General features: G+C 66.4%; 17 protein-coding genes and 1 tRNA gene. 8 read left to right on the top strand and 10 right to left on the bottom strand.

What is annotated here, in order from left to right; translation table 11 throughout:
- Positions 1–16: 16 nt before the first annotated feature.
- The 10 genes from CLG96_RS05160 to CLG96_RS05205 form a co-directional block, all read right to left on the bottom strand.
- A complete protein-coding gene (locus tag CLG96_RS05160) occupies positions 17–403 on the bottom strand; it encodes a hypothetical protein (protein WP_133175343.1) in 387 nt (128 codons plus the stop codon).
- Positions 404–491: 88 nt separating this feature from the next.
- Positions 492–689 carry a PspC domain-containing protein gene (locus CLG96_RS05165; RefSeq protein ID WP_107966705.1) on the bottom strand — a complete coding sequence of 66 codons (198 nt, stop codon included), beginning with the start codon at positions 687–689 and terminating at the stop codon, positions 492–494.
- A 26-nt stretch (positions 690–715) separates the two neighbouring features.
- On the bottom strand, positions 716–892 hold the full coding sequence (locus CLG96_RS18630; RefSeq protein WP_165799533.1) for a hypothetical protein: 177 nt from the start codon (positions 890–892) through the stop codon (positions 716–718).
- 181 nt (positions 893–1,073) lie between these two features.
- Positions 1,074–1,616, bottom strand: coding sequence for a cellulose biosynthesis protein BcsD (gene bcsD, locus CLG96_RS05170; protein WP_107966706.1), 543 nt, complete (start codon positions 1,614–1,616; stop codon positions 1,074–1,076).
- The gene (locus CLG96_RS05175; RefSeq protein ID WP_107966707.1) at positions 1,613–3,637 is read right to left on the bottom strand and encodes a cellulose synthase subunit BcsC-related outer membrane protein; all 2,025 of its coding nucleotides are present in this window, start codon (positions 3,635–3,637) and stop codon (positions 1,613–1,615) included. The genes bcsD and CLG96_RS05175 overlap by 4 nt, the downstream gene beginning before the upstream one ends.
- Positions 3,634–5,760: a tetratricopeptide repeat protein gene (locus CLG96_RS05180; protein WP_107966708.1), complete on the bottom strand. Its 2,127-nt coding sequence runs from the start codon at positions 5,758–5,760 to the stop codon at positions 3,634–3,636. Before CLG96_RS05180 ends, CLG96_RS05175 begins: the two co-directional genes overlap by 4 nt.
- Complete coding sequence (bcsA, locus tag CLG96_RS05185; protein ID WP_243395616.1) at positions 5,760–10,139, bottom strand: UDP-forming cellulose synthase catalytic subunit; 4,380 nt, start codon at positions 10,137–10,139, stop codon at positions 5,760–5,762. Before bcsA ends, CLG96_RS05180 begins: the two co-directional genes overlap by 1 nt.
- A 16-nt stretch (positions 10,140–10,155) precedes the next feature.
- On the bottom strand, positions 10,156–10,839 hold the full coding sequence (locus CLG96_RS05190; protein WP_107966710.1) for a cellulose synthase operon protein YhjQ/BcsQ: 684 nt from the start codon (positions 10,837–10,839) through the stop codon (positions 10,156–10,158).
- Positions 10,839–11,174 carry a hypothetical protein gene (locus CLG96_RS05195; protein WP_165799534.1) on the bottom strand — a complete coding sequence of 112 codons (336 nt, stop codon included), beginning with the start codon at positions 11,172–11,174 and terminating at the stop codon, positions 10,839–10,841. The genes CLG96_RS05190 and CLG96_RS05195 overlap by 1 nt, the downstream gene beginning before the upstream one ends.
- 316 nt (positions 11,175–11,490) lie before the next feature.
- Positions 11,491–11,565 (bottom strand) — tRNA-Gly (locus CLG96_RS05205).
- A 199-nt stretch (positions 11,566–11,764) separates the two neighbouring features.
- Here CLG96_RS05205 and CLG96_RS05210 point away from each other — a divergent pair.
- The 8 genes from CLG96_RS05210 (at position 11,765) to CLG96_RS05245 (ending at position 17,504) form a co-directional block, all read left to right on the top strand.
- Positions 11,765–12,217, top strand: a complete 453-nt coding sequence (locus tag CLG96_RS05210; protein WP_107966713.1) for a YbgC/FadM family acyl-CoA thioesterase — start codon at positions 11,765–11,767, stop codon at positions 12,215–12,217.
- Between the two features lie 4 nt (positions 12,218–12,221).
- A complete protein-coding gene (tolQ, locus tag CLG96_RS05215) occupies positions 12,222–12,917 on the top strand; it encodes a protein TolQ (protein WP_107966714.1) in 696 nt (231 codons plus the stop codon).
- 44 nt (positions 12,918–12,961) lie between these two features.
- A complete protein-coding gene (gene tolR / locus CLG96_RS05220; protein WP_243395617.1) occupies positions 12,962–13,393 on the top strand; it encodes a protein TolR in 432 nt (143 codons plus the stop codon).
- 18 nt (positions 13,394–13,411) lie between these two features.
- Complete coding sequence (locus CLG96_RS05225; protein ID WP_107966716.1) at positions 13,412–14,347, top strand: cell envelope biogenesis protein TolA; 936 nt, start codon at positions 13,412–13,414, stop codon at positions 14,345–14,347.
- 44 nt (positions 14,348–14,391) lie between these two features.
- Positions 14,392–15,708: a Tol-Pal system beta propeller repeat protein TolB gene (gene tolB / locus CLG96_RS05230; protein WP_207796582.1), complete on the top strand. Its 1,317-nt coding sequence runs from the start codon at positions 14,392–14,394 to the stop codon at positions 15,706–15,708.
- Positions 15,709–15,762: 54 nt separating this feature from the next.
- A complete protein-coding gene (gene pal / locus CLG96_RS05235; RefSeq protein ID WP_107966717.1) occupies positions 15,763–16,296 on the top strand; it encodes a peptidoglycan-associated lipoprotein Pal in 534 nt (177 codons plus the stop codon).
- A gap of 79 nt (positions 16,297–16,375) precedes the next feature.
- Complete coding sequence (locus CLG96_RS05240) at positions 16,376–17,287, top strand: SPFH domain-containing protein (RefSeq protein ID WP_243395618.1); 912 nt, start codon at positions 16,376–16,378, stop codon at positions 17,285–17,287.
- Positions 17,288–17,291: 4 nt separating this feature from the next.
- The gene (locus CLG96_RS05245) at positions 17,292–17,504 is read left to right on the top strand and encodes a type II toxin-antitoxin system antitoxin (RefSeq protein ID WP_107966719.1); all 213 of its coding nucleotides are present in this window, start codon (positions 17,292–17,294) and stop codon (positions 17,502–17,504) included.
- Positions 17,505–17,635: the final 131 nt, after the last annotated feature.

A 17,635-nucleotide genomic window follows, 5' to 3' on the forward strand; every position in this document is an offset into this window, starting at 1 on the left:
ACGTCACAGTGGGACGTCACAGTGGGACATGGGCCGCGCGGCGCGCCAGCCAGCCGGCGATGAGCGGCAGGGTCACGCCCGATGCCGCCATCCATACGGGGTGCGGAATGGCGCTGATCGTCACCAGCACGGCCAGCACGACCAGCCCGGCGACAATCCAGCCCGCCAGCCCCCGGCCGGCGATGAAATTGGCGATATAGCCGCCGACAAAAGCGGCCAGCGCCCAGCCGCCGACAACCATCAGCAGCCCTTCGACACGCATCCGCATCGTCAGCTCCGCCACCCCCGCCGCTTCGCCGGCCGGTGGGGTGCTTTCGGCCAGCGGAAAAAGATGATGGGCGCCGATCTCCATCAGCATCACGCATAATATCGCGAATATCAGCCCTATGATCACGCCTGTCATGATCCGCATCGTTTCCTCCCCCGTTGCGGCCCGATGCTAGCATGAATGGAGTCTTGTCGCCGGTCATCGTGACGGGGCGGGACGAGCGTTAGCGGGGCCGGTCGGTCGCGATCAGGCCGATGATGAGATAGGCCAGCAGCATCGCCGGGCCGAAGGCGCAGAGGGTGAGGAGGACGGTGACCAGGCGCACGATCAGCGGATCGAGCCCGGTATAATCGCCGATCCCGGCACATACGCCCATCAGCCTGGCATCGGATTTGTTGAGGCGGAACTGCTTGGCGGACATAGCTGGTTTCCTTCCCGAAAGGCAGGTCAGAGGATCGCGACGATGTGGACAAGCTCGACCTCGGCCGCTTTGGCCGGCTGGGGCTTGGCGATCGCGGCATTGGCGGGCGCGACCGCAGCGCCGATGCAAATGGTGCTGAAGGCCAGCGCGGCCGCAAGCGACAGCATGACCCGCTGAAGGTCGGAAAGTCCGAAGTTGGACATGGCGTAACTCCCTGTTCTCGATTGCCGCATTGATTGCAGCCTTGACGCCGGGAGTTAAGCAGGGTCCGTGCCAAATCGGCTGACCCTTCGGGAATGTTGGGAATTTTTGAGTTAGATCGCTTGGCCTACTTCATTCTGTTGCCAAGAGGAGGGAATGTGCGCCAATTTATGGCGTAGACTGCTAGCGTGGCCCGTGGCGCAGTTCGATCAGCTCACGATTGTGCGAAACGATATGAGTATCGAGATCCTCGGGCTCGCCCAAGGATTGGAACCAGGCCTGATAGAGGGCCGCGAGCAGCATCGGGAAAGCGCGCGGCCACAGGCCATGATGATCGCCCGCCAGATTGGTTGGCCAGCCATGATGGCTGATGCGGATGCCGCCCGATCCGGCGACAAGGCGCGTGCGACCCCAGCCAAGCTGTCCCCAGATCATATTGGCCTGCGCTTCGAGCGCAGCGAGCGTGTTCGGCCGATCCAGCGGATGCGCCAGGGCGATGCGCTTGCCGAGCGCGCCGAGAAAGGCGCGTGCCTGCTCTTCGCTGGCGACTTGGGCAAGCTCCTCGAGCAGGGCGACGAGGATCGGGCCGCCCGGCGCGGGCGATGCGGCGCCGGGAAGCGGCATGCGGGCTTCCACTTGATCGTCCGGCATGGCGTCCTCGGGATCCGCCGGATCCGCAGCGCGGTTCATCTCGTCCCGCCGGCCGCCAATGCTCGACAGGATCACCTCGTCTCTCCAAGCGCCTGCCGCAGCCTGATCATCGCCTGCCCCTCGCTATATTGGCCGAAGGTGTTCAGCCTGAGATCGCCGCCGATGCTCGTGCCCATGCTCAGGCGATACCAGGCGGCACCCTGTAGAGCGATGCCGAAGCCGTTTTTGTTCCGCTCCGCATAGCGCGCCAATATGTTGGCATTGCCACGATTCTGCGCGTCGAGCTGGCTCTGGAGCCCCGGCTGAGTGGGGAAGACGGGTGCCGCATCCTGCCGGAAGGTCTGGAATCCCGGCGTCGCGCTGAGATCGAGGCTGAGCGGGCCGGACAGGCTCTTGAACCGCACGGGAAAGCCAATGCTGATATAGCTTTGCGGGCTGAAATAGCCGCCATGGCCGAAGGAGAAGAAATTCTGATTCTTGTCGAAACGTTGGAAATGGACGTTCAGGCCCGTGGTCACTGAGCCGGTATCGTTGCGCCAGGCCGTGAGATAGCCGCCGACATTCGCCTGGACGCTGCTGTTATCGGGCACGTTCGTGCCATTGTAGCGATAATAGGCGCCATCGACATAGAAGCCGGCGCCTTCGCCCCGATCATAGGAGAAGGAAAGGCCGCCGCCGGTTTTTTCCACCCGGCCCCAGAAATTATTGGTGACGGGATCGTTGGTGCCGGCATAGGCGACGACGCTTTCGGCCACCGGGCGCCTTTCCAGCCAGAGGCGCACCTCCGTTTCCGGGCTGGGCTTGGGGGACCAGCGCACGCCGCCCTGGAAATCGGTATTGCCGAAGCCGATCGGCGTGGTGCCGACGTCCAGCGCGAAATTCCCGGTCTCATAGGCGAGGCGGACGATCGCGCCGGATTCGCGCTGCGAACGGGCGGGCGCCAGATCCGGCGGATAATCGCCGGCGACGGCATCCGCCTGTCGCTGCGGGTTATTGCCGAACCGCCGCAGGCCCTCGCCCGAAGGCGTTCCGGCATTGATCGTGAGCGGCGACACGCTGAGCTCGACACGGCCTGGGCCGAAGCCCGTCGAGACGGCAGCGGTGGCGCCGGCTTCGTCGAGCTGGCTCAGCCCGCCTTCCCCCGAACGCGTGCGGAAATTGGCCGAGACATCCACACGGGGCGCCGAATTCTGGGCTAGCGCGGCGATTTCGGCATTGATCCGGTCCATTTCCGGATCTCCGCTGCTGACGGGATTACGGCTCGGGCTGGCAGCCTGGGCCTGCGGCGCAGCCCAGCCGGGCGCATAGCCATAAGGCGCCGCCTGCCCCGCATAAGCGGGCGGGGCGCCGGCCTGCGGAGCCGCATAGGGCGCGGGCGGATAGGCGGGAGCCTGCTGCGCATCGGCCTGGGGATAATAAGGCGATGGATAGGCTGATTGCGGATATGTCGCCTGCGGATAGGGCGCGGGAGCCGGCTGCTGATAGCCTTGGGGGTAGCCCGCCTGCGGATAGGCATATTGCGGCGGCGCCTGCTGATAGCTTTGCGGATAATTAGGCTGCGGCGTCTGTGCGTAGGGCTGCGCCGGCTGCTGATAGCCCTGCGGGTAGGAATAGCCGCCATAGCCGGGCTGCGCGGCATAGCCCGGCTGACCATAGGGCGCAGGCGCTTGCGAGGGTTGGGGATAGGCTGCCTGCGGATAGCCGGGCTGGGCATAGACCTGCTGCTGCGGATAGGTCGATGTCGCGGGCTGCTGATAGCTGGGCGAGGTGACGCGCCGCTTCGCCGCGGCCGGGCGATAGGTCGCCTTGGGGAAGGGATTCGGATCCTGCGCCATCGTCGCGGCCGGATAAGGCGCGGCGGGATAGGCCTGTTGCGCCGGTACCGGATATTGCGGCGCGGGCTGGGGATAGGCTTGCGTCGGATAGGCCATGGGCGGCGCGCCATAGCCGGGCTGCGCATATTGCCCCTGTGCCTGGGGGGCGGGGGCATAGATGCCGGGTGCGAACGGATTCTGGGCGGCGGCCATCTGATAGGCAGCCGCCGGGGCAGGCGCCTGCTCCACCACGGGCGGCGGATAGGCAGCGAAGACGGTCATCCCTGGGCCCCCTGATCTAGCGACATCCCCCCGTATATACCGGGTGTGGAAGAGGGCGTGATAGGCGCGGGAAAAAATTGCGGAAGCTGAGTGGGGGCCGCGCCTCCCGGCCGTGATGGCAGCGCGAAGGGGTTTAAGGTCGTAGCCGGCGGCGCTGTCCGTGCGAAGGGATTGGTAGGGGAGAATAGCCCGCTCGCTGCCACGCTGGTTTCCCGTGCCCGCAATTCGCGTGCGCGCTTCAGATAGCGCAGTGCCGCTCCCTTCTTGCCCCGTGCCTGCTCCATGCGCGCGGCGGCGAGATAGACGTCTGGCGCCGCCGGGGCGAGGCGAAGCGCCGTTCCGATCGCCTGGGCGGCGCGGTCATGATCGCCGATCGCATTTGATGCGTCGCTGAGCCCAATCAGCGTGCCGACATCGTTCGGCCGCTGCTGGAGCAGCATGCCATAGACCTGGGCAGCCTGCCCATTGAGATTGCCGCTCTGATAGAGGCGGGCGAGCGAGGCGAGGATATCGATATCGCCCGGTGCACTGGCCCAGGCCGCCTGCAGCACTTCGAAAGCCGTCGCATAATCGCCCGCCAGCCGCATCCTATCCCCTTGCGAGGCGCCGAGCAGCGCGCTCAGCCGGGCGATGCTGCGATTATCGAGCGGATTCTGCCGGGCCTCCATCGCGAGCCGCTGAATGAGCGAGGCGGCCATCCCGTCCTGCCCGCTCTTGCCGAGCACGACGATGATGCCCTGATAGTTGTCGGGCCCGCCGAGCGGCTGGAGCAGCGCCTGTTGCACGACGCCGAGCGCGGTAGGCACATCGCCGAATGTGTAGAGCGTATCCGCGACCGCGCCTTGGGCGACCAGCGGAAGCGGCTGGGCCGCCAGTTGGCGCAGGCCGTTGATCCCTTCGGCCGTCCGCCCCCGCGCCTGGAGCGCCCGGGCCTGCGCGATCGCGTCATTGGCATGGAGTTCGATCAGGAAGGCGTTCATCGGCGGCGTGCGCTGCGCAGGCGGGATAAGCGTCATCAGGGCCCTGGCATCGCGCCCACGACCGACCTGCGCCGCGAACAGCGCCGCCGCATAGAGGCCATCGGGCGCGGTCGCGCGGCTGAGCGGCGCCATCAGGGCATCCGCGGCCGGGCCGCGGCCCTGGGCAAGCAGGAAGCGCGCATAATCGTAGCGCAGCCAGGGATCGGACGCACCGGCGATGAGCGCGGACTGGAACAGGCGTTCGGCGCCGGCAATATCGCCTGCCGCGACGGCCTGCATCGCCTGGATCCGCATGGCTCTGCCTTGAAGCTCGGCGACGGAGGCGGCGCCCGCCATACCCGCCTCGCCGGCGATGGAGCGATATATTTGCTGCGCTTCGGCATAGCGCCCCTGCCGGGCGAATATGTCGCCCAGCAAGTTGCGGGCGAGGCTGTCCTGCTGCGCATCATTCGGTGCGAGCGCGCGGGTGAGCGTCTCGGCATCCTGCAGTCGCCCCTGGTCGCGTGCGGTCTGCGCCGTCCGCAACTGGCCGTAGAAGGTCGCCGCCTGAAGCGCATCGGACCATTTGCCCGCCGACCCGCCGCGCGAGGCCCGGGTCAGCAAGGTGCGCGCTTCGGTGAATTGGCCGCTGCGCAGGCGCACGAGGCCCAGCCCGCCCAGCGCATCGCTGTCATTCGGATCGATGCGCAGCGCCGCCTGGAAATGGCGTTGCGCAAGGTCGAGCTTGCCATCCTCGAGCGCGGCGAAGCCGGCGACGCGCGCCTGGCCGGCACGGTCCGCCGTCTGCGCGGGCGTGGCGGCGGCACGGGCCTGTTTGGGGATGTTGGCGCGGGGTGCGGCGGGGGACGCCACCTGCGCCTGCCGGGGAGGGGAGGAGGAGGCTGCAGGCGCCTCGCTCGCAGCCAGCGCCCGCCGGGCGGCTTCATTGTTCGGATCGATCGCGAGGACGCGGCGCAGCGCCTGTTGCGCGCGATCGTTGCGCCCCCGCGCCTTCCAGAATTCCGCCTGCCGCAGCAGCGCGGCGATGCCGGCGGAGACTTGCGCCAGCGCGGGCGGCGGGCTGGCGAGCGGCGCGGTCGCCAGCAGCGCGGCGATCAGCACCCTATGAAGCGCATTTTCCAGCAGGGGCAATCGCGCGATCATCAATCCTGCGTCCGCGCGAGCCGTCGGCGCTCCTGGCTCTTCAGGAAGCCATAGGCCGGGATCGAGATCATGAGCGCAGCCAGCACCGCGCCCAAGCCCATTAGCAAGGGATGGCGGCTCAGCCAGAAGCCGATGCGCGTCCAGAAGGGCAACTCGCCTACCCAATAGCCTGGCATCACGTTGAAGCTGGCCATGCCGTCGGGCGAGCGGACCGAAAGATCGCCCCGTACCTGTGCATTGAGCTTGGGATTTTTGAGGGCGTAGACCAGATCCGGCAGCTCTGCCGGCGTCGTGCCGAGCACCGCCACCACCGAATGCGATGCATCATAGGGGGAACGGAATCCGCTGAAGCCAGCGAAGCTCTGGCCGCGCACCAGGAACTGGTTGACCCCGTCAATCTCGTCCTGCGGCGTGGAGGACAGCCAGCCGAACAGCCGGTCGATCAGGCTGTTTGCCGCGACGTTCAGCCGGCCATTGTCCAGCCTGAGCGGTGCCTGCCGGAATAGCGGCGAAATCGCGACGAGGTCGATCGGTCCGATGGCCAATATGTCCTTGTCCGAAAGCTGCCGCGGCTCGGGCGCGCGCATCAGCGTCACGCCGGTCGTCGGCACGCCGGTGGAATCGCCGAAGCGGCCCATCAGCGCCAGAAACGCCTCGATCCCCGGCAGGCCCGCCTGGGACGGAAGGATGACGGCGGTGTCGCTCAGGTCCGCACGCCGGGTGAAGGGAAATCCGGCATTGGCGAAATAGGAAAGATTGGGCAGGCGAGCATAATGCCAGGCGCCGGTCGCATCGATGCGGCTGTCGGGATCGATCGCCACGCGCACGTCGGTCGGAATGGTGCCGGCGCAGGCGCGTTTATCGGCAAGCTGCAGGTCATAAAGGAAGGTCAGCCTGTTCTGGCCGAACAGCGCATAGGTGGGCAGCAGCGCCTGTCCGTTCGATATGTGCGAGGTCGTGCTCTCCGCCTTGCCGAGCAGCCGATCCCATAATGTCGGCCCTTCGAGCGGATAGGTCTTCAGATATTGGCCGTTGAGCGACAGATCGAGCCGGGAGACGCCGCGATCGAGCCAGGGCGCGGTCGGATAGCGGTAGCGCAGATGGAGCTTCGCGCCTTCGCTGGGCCAGAAGAACAGGTCCGGCGCGACGCGGAAATTGGTGGTGAGCGCGCCCGGCGGCAGGCCGGCGCCCTGCAGCGTCTCGGGATCGGTAAGCTCGCCGAGCGCGACCGGCCGGTCGGTACGCAGCCAGCGCGGCGCCGAATAGAGCGGCCGCGGCGCGATCCGGACATTTTCGACCGCGACGGACTGTCCGCCAAATGCGCGCGATCCGGTCGTCAGCGCGGCGGCCGCCCGTTTGAGCTCGGCGCTGTTGGTGCCCGTCACGACGAGCAGCATGCCGAGCGGATCGCGGGGATTGGGCAGGAGCGCCAGGCCCGGCCCCGAAATAGTGAGCGGAATCCCGGCTATGGATTTCCCGGCCAGCGCGAAGACCACCGCATTGCCGCGCGGCAGTGCGCCGATCAGCGGCTTGAACGTCGCGCCGCGATAGCTGGCGAGCGCGCCGAACCAGGAGGCGACCGTGCCTGCCGCCTCCAGCTCGCCTTCGGACGGGGCCCCGGCAAAGACGAACGGCAGGATCAGCCGCGCGGCGGACAGCCTGTCGAAAAAGGGCAGCGGAAGCTGCGCCAGATCGGGCTTGGTCGGCAGCCGTTGCAACGTCACGTCCATATAGGAACGGCTGTTGCTGACATTGGCCCAGAGCGAACTGTGCAGCGGATCTTCGCAGTCACGCGTATAATGGGCGAGGAAGCGCAGGTTCAGCCGGTTGTCGCCCGGCACGATCAGCGCCGGATCGATCGGCATGGTGACGGTCACGCCATTGGCCCTGTCGCGCGTCAGCTCCATCGAGCGGACGACCTCGCCATTGACCAGCACGACCATCCGGCTGAGCTCGGGGATGAGCAAGGGCGAATAAGCGAAGTTGAGCGTCAGCCGCGCCTCGGTCGCGACCTCGTCGCGCCGCAGGCCGAAAGGTATGCCGACCTCGCCCCGCACGGTGGCGAGACGGATCGGGCTTTCCACGCCGAAATCCTTGAGCGTCGCCCGGATCCGGCGCACGCCGTTCGTCGCGGATTGCGTCGGCGGCGCGGCCGTGACGGATCGCGCCCCACCGCCGGCGCCGGCAAACGCGCCCTGGATATTCTGTGCCTCGGCGCGGCCCGCGCCCAGCAGGACCAGCATCGCGCCGGCCAAACCGATCGCGAGCAGCGATGCGACGCTGTCGCGCAGCTTGGGCGCATGGCGGCGCGGCCTGGCCTTGGCGATCGTCGACCCGCCCGCTCTCACCACGTCCCATAGCGAGCGGAGGCTATTGTCGGGCTTCGCCTGCGCTTCCTCTTGGTTCGGCTGCCACGCATCGGCGCGCGTCATCAGCGCATCGACCATGCCGCGCTGCTGCTCCGGGGTGAGCTCACCGAAGCTCACGCGGGCGTCGGGTCCGTTGATCGCGACCGTCTTCACCGGCAAGGAGACGCGGTCATAACCCGTGGCCAGCGTTACATCGGTGATTTCTCTGGCCTTTGTGTCGAATTCCTTGTTCAGTCGGATGGCGAGGCCACCCGTCGAGATGTTCACCGTGCGCCCGTCGGCGACATGCCCGTCCGCGAAATAGACCGTCACCGGAAGCGCGCGTTCGACGCGGACATCCTGGCGGACCTGCCTCGATTCCCGCGCGACGGCGATCGCCGCCGTCAGGATCAGCAGGCTGAACACCGTCCATGCCGTGTTGAGCAGGAGCGTGCCCGTCTCCGCGTCATAGCCGCCGGGAAACAGCAGCTTGACGATGCCGATGAACAGGCCGAGCGCGAGCAGGCAGGCAGTGAAGACATGCGGCTTGACGCTGTTCATGTCGAAATGGTCCCGCTCGAGCAGCCCGCCCTTGTCCGTCACGTTGAATTTGCCTTTGCGTGGATTGAAGAGGGGGATCACCGTCGGCTTGACCAGATGGAAGCAGAGGATCGTCTCGTAGATCTCGCTCCAGAACATCCGCCTTTCGCCCCCCTGGACGCGGATGGCGGAGCGCAGAGAATTGAAAAGATGGGGCACGGCATAGGCGAAGATCATCACCGCCGGCGCATGAATGATGTTGTAGCCGAACAGGAGATAGGCCAGCGGCGATGTCAGGAAGGCGATGCGCGGCAGCGAAAACTGGAAATGCAGCATCGCGTTCAGGTAACAGAGCCGCTGCATGAGCGTCAGGCCGGGCCCGAACAGCGGATTGTCGATCCGCAATATCTGCGTCATGCCGCGTGCCCAGCGCGCGCGCTGGCCGATATGGAGCGCGAGCCGCTCGGTTGCCAGGCCGGCCGCGAGCCGCACGTTGATATAGGCGGTATCCCATCCCTTGCGCTGCAATTTGAGCGCGGTGTGGGCGTCCTCGGTCACGGTCTCGCCCGCGAAGCCTTGGGTTTCGAGCAGCGCCTCGCGCCGGATCACCGCGCAGGAACCGCAGAAGAAGGTCGCGTTCCACAGGTCGTTGCCGCTCTGCACCGTGCCGTAGAACAGGTCGCCTTCGCCCGGCAGGTCGTCGATCATGGCCAGGTTGCGTTGAACCGGATCGGGCGAATAGAAATGATGCGGCGTCTGCAGGATCGCCAGCCTGGGCTGGCGCTGGAACCAGCCCATGGTGAGCTGCAGGAAGGCGCGGGTCGGGATATGATCGGCGTCGAACACGCAGATGAAGTCGCCGCGCGTCTGCTTCAGCGCATTGTTCAGATTGCCCGCCTTGGCATGCAGATTGTCGGCGCGCGTAATATATTCGCAGCCGACCATCCTGGCGAATGCCTTGAATTCGGCGCGGCGTCCGTCGTCGAGCAGATAGACCTTGAAGCGGTCCCGGGGGTAATCCATCGCCAGCGCCGCGAAGACCGTATTGCGCACGATCGACAGCGATTCATTGTAGGTCGGGATATAGATGTCCACGGTCGGCAGGTCGCGATCGCTGCCGCTGAGCTCCACCACCGGGCGGCGCAATGGCCAGCCGGTCTGCAGGAAGCCGAGCACCAATATCACCCAGGCATAGAATTCGGCGAGATAGAGACCGATGCCGAGCAGGCCGCCGACGAACGATTCGAATTCGAGCGTCTGCGTCGTGCGCCAGTAAAGATAGCGTGTGGAGGCGAGGAAGGAGAGGACGAAGATCATCACCGTCGCCCGGCGCGATTTCCACCGGCCGGCGATGAGCGAAGCGAGGATCACGGTGATGCCGAACATCCATTGCTGCCGCAGGTCCAGCGGCGTCACGATGACGAACATCGCCGCCGATGCGAGCGGCAGCCCGGCGAGGATCAGGAAAAGACCGGCGATCCTGGTCTGCACCCCCTCTTTTCCCATGTCAGCTGGCCGTCTCCTGCGCGGATCGCTCTATGTCGAGCGATGCCGCCACCCGGTCGGCAAGACCCGTGAGGTCGAGCGCGGCCGCGCTGGCCGGTGCATGGTCATGGACGGGCATTAGCATCGCCAGCGCCTCGTTGACCGCTTCGTCCCGACGGATGACGGCCACCAGATCCTCTCCGGCCGCTGCGCCCAGCAGGCGGTGGAATTCCCGCGCGACCGAGCGGCGTTCGTCAAGCATGTTGAGCACATAATGGATCCGCGCTTCGTCGGCTCCGGCCGGCGCGGATCGCAGCAGCGACGGCAGCAGGGCGGCCGAGCCGGCATCGGCTGCCAGCACGCACAGCCGGATGAGGCAGCGGCCCGCCAGCGCGTCGAGCGTCGCCTGATCCCCGGACGGAATGTCCGCGATCATAAGCATATCGTCGACCCTCTCGTCGGTGAGCATTTCGTCGATCCGCGCGATCAGCCGATCCCGCCCATGGCCCTGGGCGCGGGACCAGATCTCGACGCCGGACGGCTGTTGACGCTGGCCACGCTCCAGATGCAGCGCCAGGCTTTCATAGGGGCTGAAATCGATCGCGACGATCGGTCGCCCGCCCCGGGCGAGCCAGGCTGCGAGATTCGCGGCCACGGTCGTGCAGCCGACGCCACCTTTGGGCGAATGGACGATCAGCAGCGGCATCAGCGCTTGCTCGAATAGCTCGCCAGAAGCGCGCCCAGATCCTGCGCGGCGGAGGGCGCGGGCGGGCTGGCCTGCGGGGTGGCCGCGCCATAGCCGGTGAACAATGTCCGGCTGGCCGGCAAAGGGGCGGCCATCGCCGGCCGCGGCGCTGCATCGGGCTCGCCATGCCAGGGATTTGATGGGGCCGGGGAAGGGGCCGCGATCAGCCGATGGACCAGATCCAGCAGGGGCCAGGCATAATCAGTCCCGGAGGAGGGCGCATCGAATTCGCGATAGGCGAAATCAGCCTGATCGAGCTTTGCCAGCAAGCTCCTTGTGTCGTCGCGCACTGCCAATGTTCTCTCTCCCCCTCGTCACATCAGCGTCTTGGTCGTAAACCATAATCCTGCCGCTTGCACGCCTTTCCGGGGCGATGTGCAGTTGATGATCGGTTTGTTCTTTGCCGTAGCGCCGCGAAATTTCGTTCTGCTGGCCGGTCAGTTCTTGCCGCTGTTGAATGGACTGGATCCGGCCGAGATTATCGGCCTTCCTGTGCGTGATTCGGTGCCGATCCCCAGCCAGAAGATAAGGCCAGCGTACAGTCTTCGCGCCCGGCAAGAGGATTTGGCCTCTATGCTGGCGCGCCATGCGCATCATCATTTTCTGGAAAATTGGAGCGGGCGAAGGGATTCGAACCCTCGACCCCAACCTTGGCAAGGTTGTGCTCTACCCCTGAGCTACGCCCGCTCTGGCGTCCCGTCCGGTTATGTCCCCGGCGGTGAGGCGCGGCTAATAGCGGGGATGATCTGACTCGGCAAGCGACATTTTCACCTTTCATGAGACCGTGCTGGCGCCGGTTGAAATGTCCCCGCGATAGCGGCTGGCAGGCGCTGCGGCGCGACATGGCGTTTTGCAAGCGGCGCGCCGGCATCCTAAGAGCGCCGGCATGAGCGATCTCAGAGATCAGCCCTATCGAGGCCATTTTCAGGGCGGTGAGCATCGCTTCGCCCTGCGCGTCTATTATGAGGATACGGACGCCGGCGGCGTCGTCTATCATGCAAGCTATCTGCGCTTCATGGAGCGGGCGCGATCGGACATGCTCGATGTGGCGGGAGTCGATCAGCGCGCGGCGCTGGACGGCGGGCTCGGCCAATATGTCGTGGCCGAGGCGGCGATCCGCTATCTTCGGCCCGCTCGCTTGCATGATGCGCTGCTTGTCGCCAGCCGAATGACAAAAATCGGTGGCGCTTCGTGCGTCATTCATCAGAGAGTCATACGGGACTCGGAGTTACTGGCCGAAGCGGACATTACCGTGGCCTTCCTCGCGCCCGATGGACGGCCCCGGCGGCAGCCGCGCGCATGGGCCGAGATTTTCGAGCGGCTGAAAGGGGAAAGCTGACCGCATGGAGGGTGTCACTATTGCCGTAAACGGGGCGTCCCTGTCGCCGCTGACCTTGTTTCTCCAGGCGGACATTGTCGTGAAGGCGGTGATGATCGGGCTCGTCCTGGCGAGCGTTTGGACTTGGTCCGTCATTCTCGGCCACGGTTTCCGGATCAGGCGGATCGCCCGGAACAACGAGGCGTTCGAGCGCGATTTCTGGAAGGCCGAGGATATAGACAGGGTCTATGACGGCCCGGGCCGCGCCGATCTGCCCAGCGCGAAGGTATTTTCGGCCGGCGTCGCCGAATGGCGCCGCTCGACCGGCGGCAAGCGGGTCGATCGCGAAGGCACGCGCGCACGCCTGTCCACGGCCATGTCCGCAGCGGTCGCGGCCGAAATGGACCGGCTGTCCGATCGGCTCAATATCCTCGCCACCATCGGCAGCGTCGGGCCCTTCGTTGGCCTGTTCGGCACGGTGTGGGGCATCATGCGGGCCTTCACCGATATCGCCGCCTCGCAAAATACCAGCCTGGGCGTGGTGGCGCCGGGCATTGCGGAGGCGCTGTTCGCCACCGCGCTCGGCCTGTTCGCCGCCATCCCGGCCGTGATCGCCTATAATCGGCTGACGCATAGGCTGAACCTGATGGAAGCGCGGCTCAACCGCTTCGCCGACGGCTTCCACTCGACGCTCAGCCGCGCGCTGGAAAGCGAGGCCTGATGGGCCCGCTATCGTCCCGGGGCGGCGGCGGCCGGCGCGCGCCGATGGCGGACATCAATGTGACGCCGCTGGTGGACGTCATGCTGGTGCTGCTGATCATCTTCATGGTGACGGCGCCGTTGCTGGTGGCCGGCGTGCCGGTGAACCTGCCGGATAGCCGGGCGGGCGCGCTGGAGCAGGAGCAGAAGCCCATCCAGATTTCGCTCGACAGCGCGGGCACGATCTTCCTCGACGATGCGGAAATATCGCAGGCGGCGTTTCCGGCCCGGCTGCAGCAGATTGCGGCGGGCCGCAAGCCGGAGGATAGCCCGCAAATCTTCCTGCGCGCCGATCGGGAGCTGGATTATGGCCGGGTGATGGCCGTGATGGGCGAGCTCAACCATGCCGGCCTCAACAAGGTGGCACTCGTCACAGTGGGCGGGGAGGACATGGCGGGCGGCGCGGTGGCCGGACTGGCGGCGGCCGGCGGCCGATGATGCGCGCGGATCGCGACGATGGATAAGGCCGAACGCATCGGGCTCGGCGTCGCGGCCGCGGGCCATATTCTGCTGTTCGCGGTGCTGTCGCTGGGTCTGTTCACCAGGCCGAAGCCGGTGCCTTCGCTGAGCGATCCGATGGACGTGCAGCTTGTCGACAATATCGGCCTGCGGTCGGCCATGCCTCAGGCGGCGGTCGAGCCGCCCGCGCCTTCCGTCGCGCCGGATCCGGGGCCGCCGGCCGACGCCGCGCCGCCCGAGCCGGTTCCCACGCCGCCCGCGCCCGAACCAACCCCTCCGCCGCCTGCGCCCAAGGCGGAGCCAAAGCCGGCTCCGGCACCGAAGCCGGTCGCGAAGCCGGCGCCTGAAAAGGCGAAGCCGGCCCCGGCGAAGCCCGCGCCCGAAAAGGCGGAGGCGCCGGCAAAGCCCGCCGCATCCAAATCCCGCCTGTCGGCCGATATTGTGAAGGGATTGCGCGATCCGGCGCCCGCGCGCGGCAATGGCAGCGATGCCAAGTCGGACAAGCCCAGGGCAACGGGATCGCGGCTGGGCAAGGATTTTCTAAAAGGCATCTCATCCGCCTCCGAAGGCAAGGCGGCCACGCCGCCGGCCGCGACGATCAGTGCGACCGCCATGGCTGGGCTTTCGGCCGCAATCCAGCGCCAGATCCAGCCCTGCGCCGACAAGAGATCGAGCCCCGGCCCCGGATCAGAGCGGATCACCTCGGTGCTCAGGCTGCGTTTTCGCAAGGATGGCGCGCTTGCCGCGGTTCCGCAGGTGACGCGTCAGATGGGCGTAGATGCCGACAATCAGCGCTATGCCCAGCGGGTAGGCGAGCTGGCGGTGGGAATCGTGCAGGAATGTTCTCCGCTGGATCTTCCAGCCGATCTTTATGATGTCGGAAATGGTCAGGGCTGGAACGACATATTGTTTCGGTACAGGCTGCCTGGATGATGCGGCCGAACATGGATGGAGAATATATGGTCGGGAGCGGCAGGATGCGCTGGGCCGCAGCTTTTCTGGGAGCGGTGATCGCATTCGCCGCGCCCGTGCATGCCCAGATCGAGGTGGATGTGGTCGGCGGCATATCCGCGCCGATGCCGATTGCGATCCCTGTCATGCCGACGCCCGCGCAGGCCGGCACTCCGGCCGGCGATACGGGCTCGCTGGGCGCGCGCGTGGCGGAGGTGATCACCAACGACCTTCGGAACTCGGGCCTGTTCAGGCCGCTCGCCGAGAGCGCGCTGCGCCCGGTGACCTTTCCGCAGGTGACCGCGCCCGATTTCGCGGGATGGGGCACGACCGGCGCGCAGGCGCTGGTGCAGGGCTTCGTCCAGGCCAATGGCGACGGGACCCTGACCGTCGGCTGCTATCTTTACGACGTGTTCGCGCGGAGCGAGCTCACCCGGCAGGGTTTCGTGGTGCGGCCGGCGGATTGGCGGCGGGCCGCGCATAAATGTTCGGACACCGTCTATACCCGCCTATCCGGCGAGGGGCCCTATTTCGACAGCCAGATCGTCTATGTCTCGGAAACGGGCCCCAAGCAGCATCGCACCAAGCGGCTGGCGATCATGGACCAGGATGGCGCCAATCACCGCTTCATCACCAACGGCCAGTCGATCGTGCTGACGCCGCGCTTCGCGCCCAATCAGCAGACGCTGGTCTTCATGTCGTTCGAAAATGATCGGCCGCGCGTCTATGTCTATGATGTCGGCTCGGGGCGGAAGCGGCTGGTGGTCGATCAGCCGAACATGACCTTCGCGCCGCGCTTCTCGCCCGACGGGCGCTACATCGTCTTTTCCATGGCGGTGAACGGCAATACCGACATCTATCGCGTGCCAGCCTCCGGCGGCGGGGCGACCCGGCTGACCAGCTCGCCGGGCATCGACACGGCGGCCAGCTATTCGCCCGACGGATCCAAGATCGTGTTCGAGAGCGACCGTTCGGGCGGGCAGCAGCTCTATGTGATGAACGCCGACGGATCGAACCAGCAGCGTATCAGCTTCGGTGGCGGCCGCTATGCGACCCCGGTGTGGAGCCCGCGCGGCGATCTGATCGCCTTCACCAGGATCGGCGGCGGATTCGCCGTCGGGATCATGTCGCCGGACGGATCGGGCGAGAAGATCCTCACCAACGGCTGGCAGGATGAGGGGCCGAGCTGGTCCCCCAACGGCCGGGTGATCATGTTCTTCAGGACGGCGCAGGGATCGGGCAAGGCCGATCTCTGGTCGGTGGACCTGACCGGCGTCAACGAGCGCCGGGTTCCTACCCCGCTCGATGGGTCAGATCCCGCCTGGGGGCCCCTGCGTCCATAAGAGTTGTCGTCCGTAAGAGTTGCATCGCGCCAACCATTTAAAAGGGAGAAATATATGGCCAACACCACCGCCAAGCTGCTGCTGACCGCGGCGCTGATCGCGACCGCGGCATGTTCGAAGAAGAAGCCCGCGGAACTTCCGCCCCCGCCGCCGCAGGAGACGACGGCGCCGGAGCCCGCGCCGGAGGGCCAGACCGGCGAGGTCGGTACCACGGTGCTGCCCGGATCGCGGGCGGATTTCGTGCAGCAGGCGGGATCGGACACGGTGCATTTCGCGACCGACAGCCATGATGTGGACGCCGAGGCGCAGGCCATTCTCGCCAAGCAGGCCGAGTGGCTGCAGCGCTATCCCAATGTGGCGGTGACGGTCGAAGGCCATGCCGACGAGCGCGGTACCCGCGAATATAATCTCGCGCTGGGCGAGCGGCGCGCCAATGCGGCGAAGGACTTCCTCGTCAACAATGGCGTTGCGGCATCGCGCATCTCGGTCATCAGCTATGGCAAGGAACGGCCGGTGGCGATCGGATCGGACGAGGCCGCCTGGGCGCAGAATCGCCGCGCGGTGACGGTGGTGCCGATCGGCGGTTGAGATCCACCCATCCCTAGCGGGGCATTGCCCGGCCTTCTGATCTGATATAATTCTGATATCAGATTAACGGGAGGCCGGGATGAGTGACATGAGGACGGCGGCGGGACAGATGCTGTCCGTCAGCCGGGAGCGGCCGACGGCGAGCGCGGACGGACTGACACTGCTGGGCGCAGCGGCGCTGCTGCTGGTGCTGGGCGTGACGATGATCGCGCGGCTGGCGGGCGATGAGGGCGGGCTGGGCGAAGCCATGATGGCCTTTGCCTGCATCGCTGGCATCGTCTTCATCGTCCCCGGCTTCTACATGCTGCAGCCTAATCAGGCGGCGGCGATCATGCTGTTCGGCGCCTATCGCGGCACCGACCGGACGACGGGGTTGCGCTGGGTGCTGCCCTGGCTGATCCGCCGGACCATATCGCTGCGCGCCAACAACATCATTTCCGAGCGGCTGAAGGTGAACGATCTTCGCGGCAACCCGATCGAGATCGCGGCGCAGGTGGTATGGCGCGTGACGGACACGGCGCAGGCGTTGTTCGACGTGGACGATTATAAGGCGTTCGTCCGCGTGCAGATCGAAAGCGCGGTGCGATCGATCGGCTCGCGTTACGCCTATGACGATATCGAGCATCAGGAAGTGACGCTGCGCGGCAATCATGAGGTGGTGAACCGCGAGCTGCGCGCCGAGTTGATCGCGCGGCTGGCGGTGGCGGGAATCATAGTGGACGAATGCGGGCTGACGCATCTGGCCTATGCTCCCGAGATTGCCGGCGCGATGCTCCGCCGCCAGCAGGCCGAGGCGGTGATCGCGGCGCGGCAGAAGCTGGTCGAGGGCGCGGTGGGCATGGTCGAGACCGCGCTCGACATGCTGAGCGCCAAGAATGTCGTTGAGCTGGACGATGAGCGGCGCGCGGCGATGGTCTCCAACCTGATGGTCGTGCTCTGCGCCGAACGCGACACCCAGCCGGTGGTGAACGCGGGCACGCTCTATTCATGACGTCATGACCGCATCGCCGCCCAGGAAAGCCTATGTGCTGCGCATCGAGCCCGAGCTGTTCGCGGCGATCGAGCGGATGGCGGCGGCCGAGCTGCGCAGCGTTAACGGCCAGATCGAATGCCTGCTGCGCGAGGCGCTGGCGCGGCGCGGCGTGAAGCTGGAGACGGCCACGAAAAGGCCACGCGGGCGGCCGCCGAAAAGCGAGCGGGAAGAGTGAGCGGGATTAGCTGAATATATCGTCACCCTGCCATCGCAGGGGCGATGAGCGATCCCCATCCGGCGAGCGCCAGCAGGCTGTATCGAAAATCTATCTTCATCATGCCCCTGCCGCGCAGATTATCGGCAGGT

The sequence above is a fragment of the Sphingomonas oleivorans genome (genome assembly GCF_003050615.1).
In the GTDB taxonomy this organism is placed as follows: Bacteria; Pseudomonadota; Alphaproteobacteria; order Sphingomonadales; family Sphingomonadaceae; genus Sphingomonas_H; species Sphingomonas_H oleivorans.

What these genes read in the sequence shown, in the direction of transcription:
- CLG96_RS05160 (WP_133175343.1), bottom strand. Translation starts at nt 403, where the DNA reads ATGACAGGCGTGATCATAGGGCTGATATTCGCGATATTATGCGTGATG.
- CLG96_RS05165 (WP_107966705.1), bottom strand. Translation starts at nt 689, where the DNA reads ATGTCCGCCAAGCAGTTCCGCCTCAACAAATCCGATGCCAGGCTGATG.
- CLG96_RS18630 (WP_165799533.1), bottom strand. Translation starts at nt 892, where the DNA reads ATGTCCAACTTCGGACTTTCCGACCTTCAGCGGGTCATGCTGTCGCTT.
- CLG96_RS05175 (WP_107966707.1), bottom strand. Translation starts at nt 3,637, where the DNA reads ATGACCGTCTTCGCTGCCTATCCGCCGCCCGTGGTGGAGCAGGCGCCT.
- CLG96_RS05180 (WP_107966708.1), bottom strand. Translation starts at nt 5,760, where the DNA reads ATGATCGCGCGATTGCCCCTGCTGGAAAATGCGCTTCATAGGGTGCTG.
- CLG96_RS05190 (WP_107966710.1), bottom strand. Translation starts at nt 10,839, where the DNA reads ATGCCGCTGCTGATCGTCCATTCGCCCAAAGGTGGCGTCGGCTGCACG.
- CLG96_RS05210 (WP_107966713.1), top strand. Translation starts at nt 11,765, where the DNA reads ATGAGCGATCTCAGAGATCAGCCCTATCGAGGCCATTTTCAGGGCGGT.
- tolQ (WP_107966714.1), top strand. Translation starts at nt 12,222, where the DNA reads ATGGAGGGTGTCACTATTGCCGTAAACGGGGCGTCCCTGTCGCCGCTG.
- tolR (WP_243395617.1), top strand. Translation starts at nt 12,962, where the DNA reads ATGGCGGACATCAATGTGACGCCGCTGGTGGACGTCATGCTGGTGCTG.
- CLG96_RS05225 (WP_107966716.1), top strand. Translation starts at nt 13,412, where the DNA reads ATGGATAAGGCCGAACGCATCGGGCTCGGCGTCGCGGCCGCGGGCCAT.
- tolB (WP_207796582.1), top strand. Translation starts at nt 14,392, where the DNA reads ATGCGCTGGGCCGCAGCTTTTCTGGGAGCGGTGATCGCATTCGCCGCG.
- pal (WP_107966717.1), top strand. Translation starts at nt 15,763, where the DNA reads ATGGCCAACACCACCGCCAAGCTGCTGCTGACCGCGGCGCTGATCGCG.
- CLG96_RS05240 (WP_243395618.1), top strand. Translation starts at nt 16,376, where the DNA reads ATGAGTGACATGAGGACGGCGGCGGGACAGATGCTGTCCGTCAGCCGG.
- CLG96_RS05245 (WP_107966719.1), top strand. Translation starts at nt 17,292, where the DNA reads ATGACCGCATCGCCGCCCAGGAAAGCCTATGTGCTGCGCATCGAGCCC.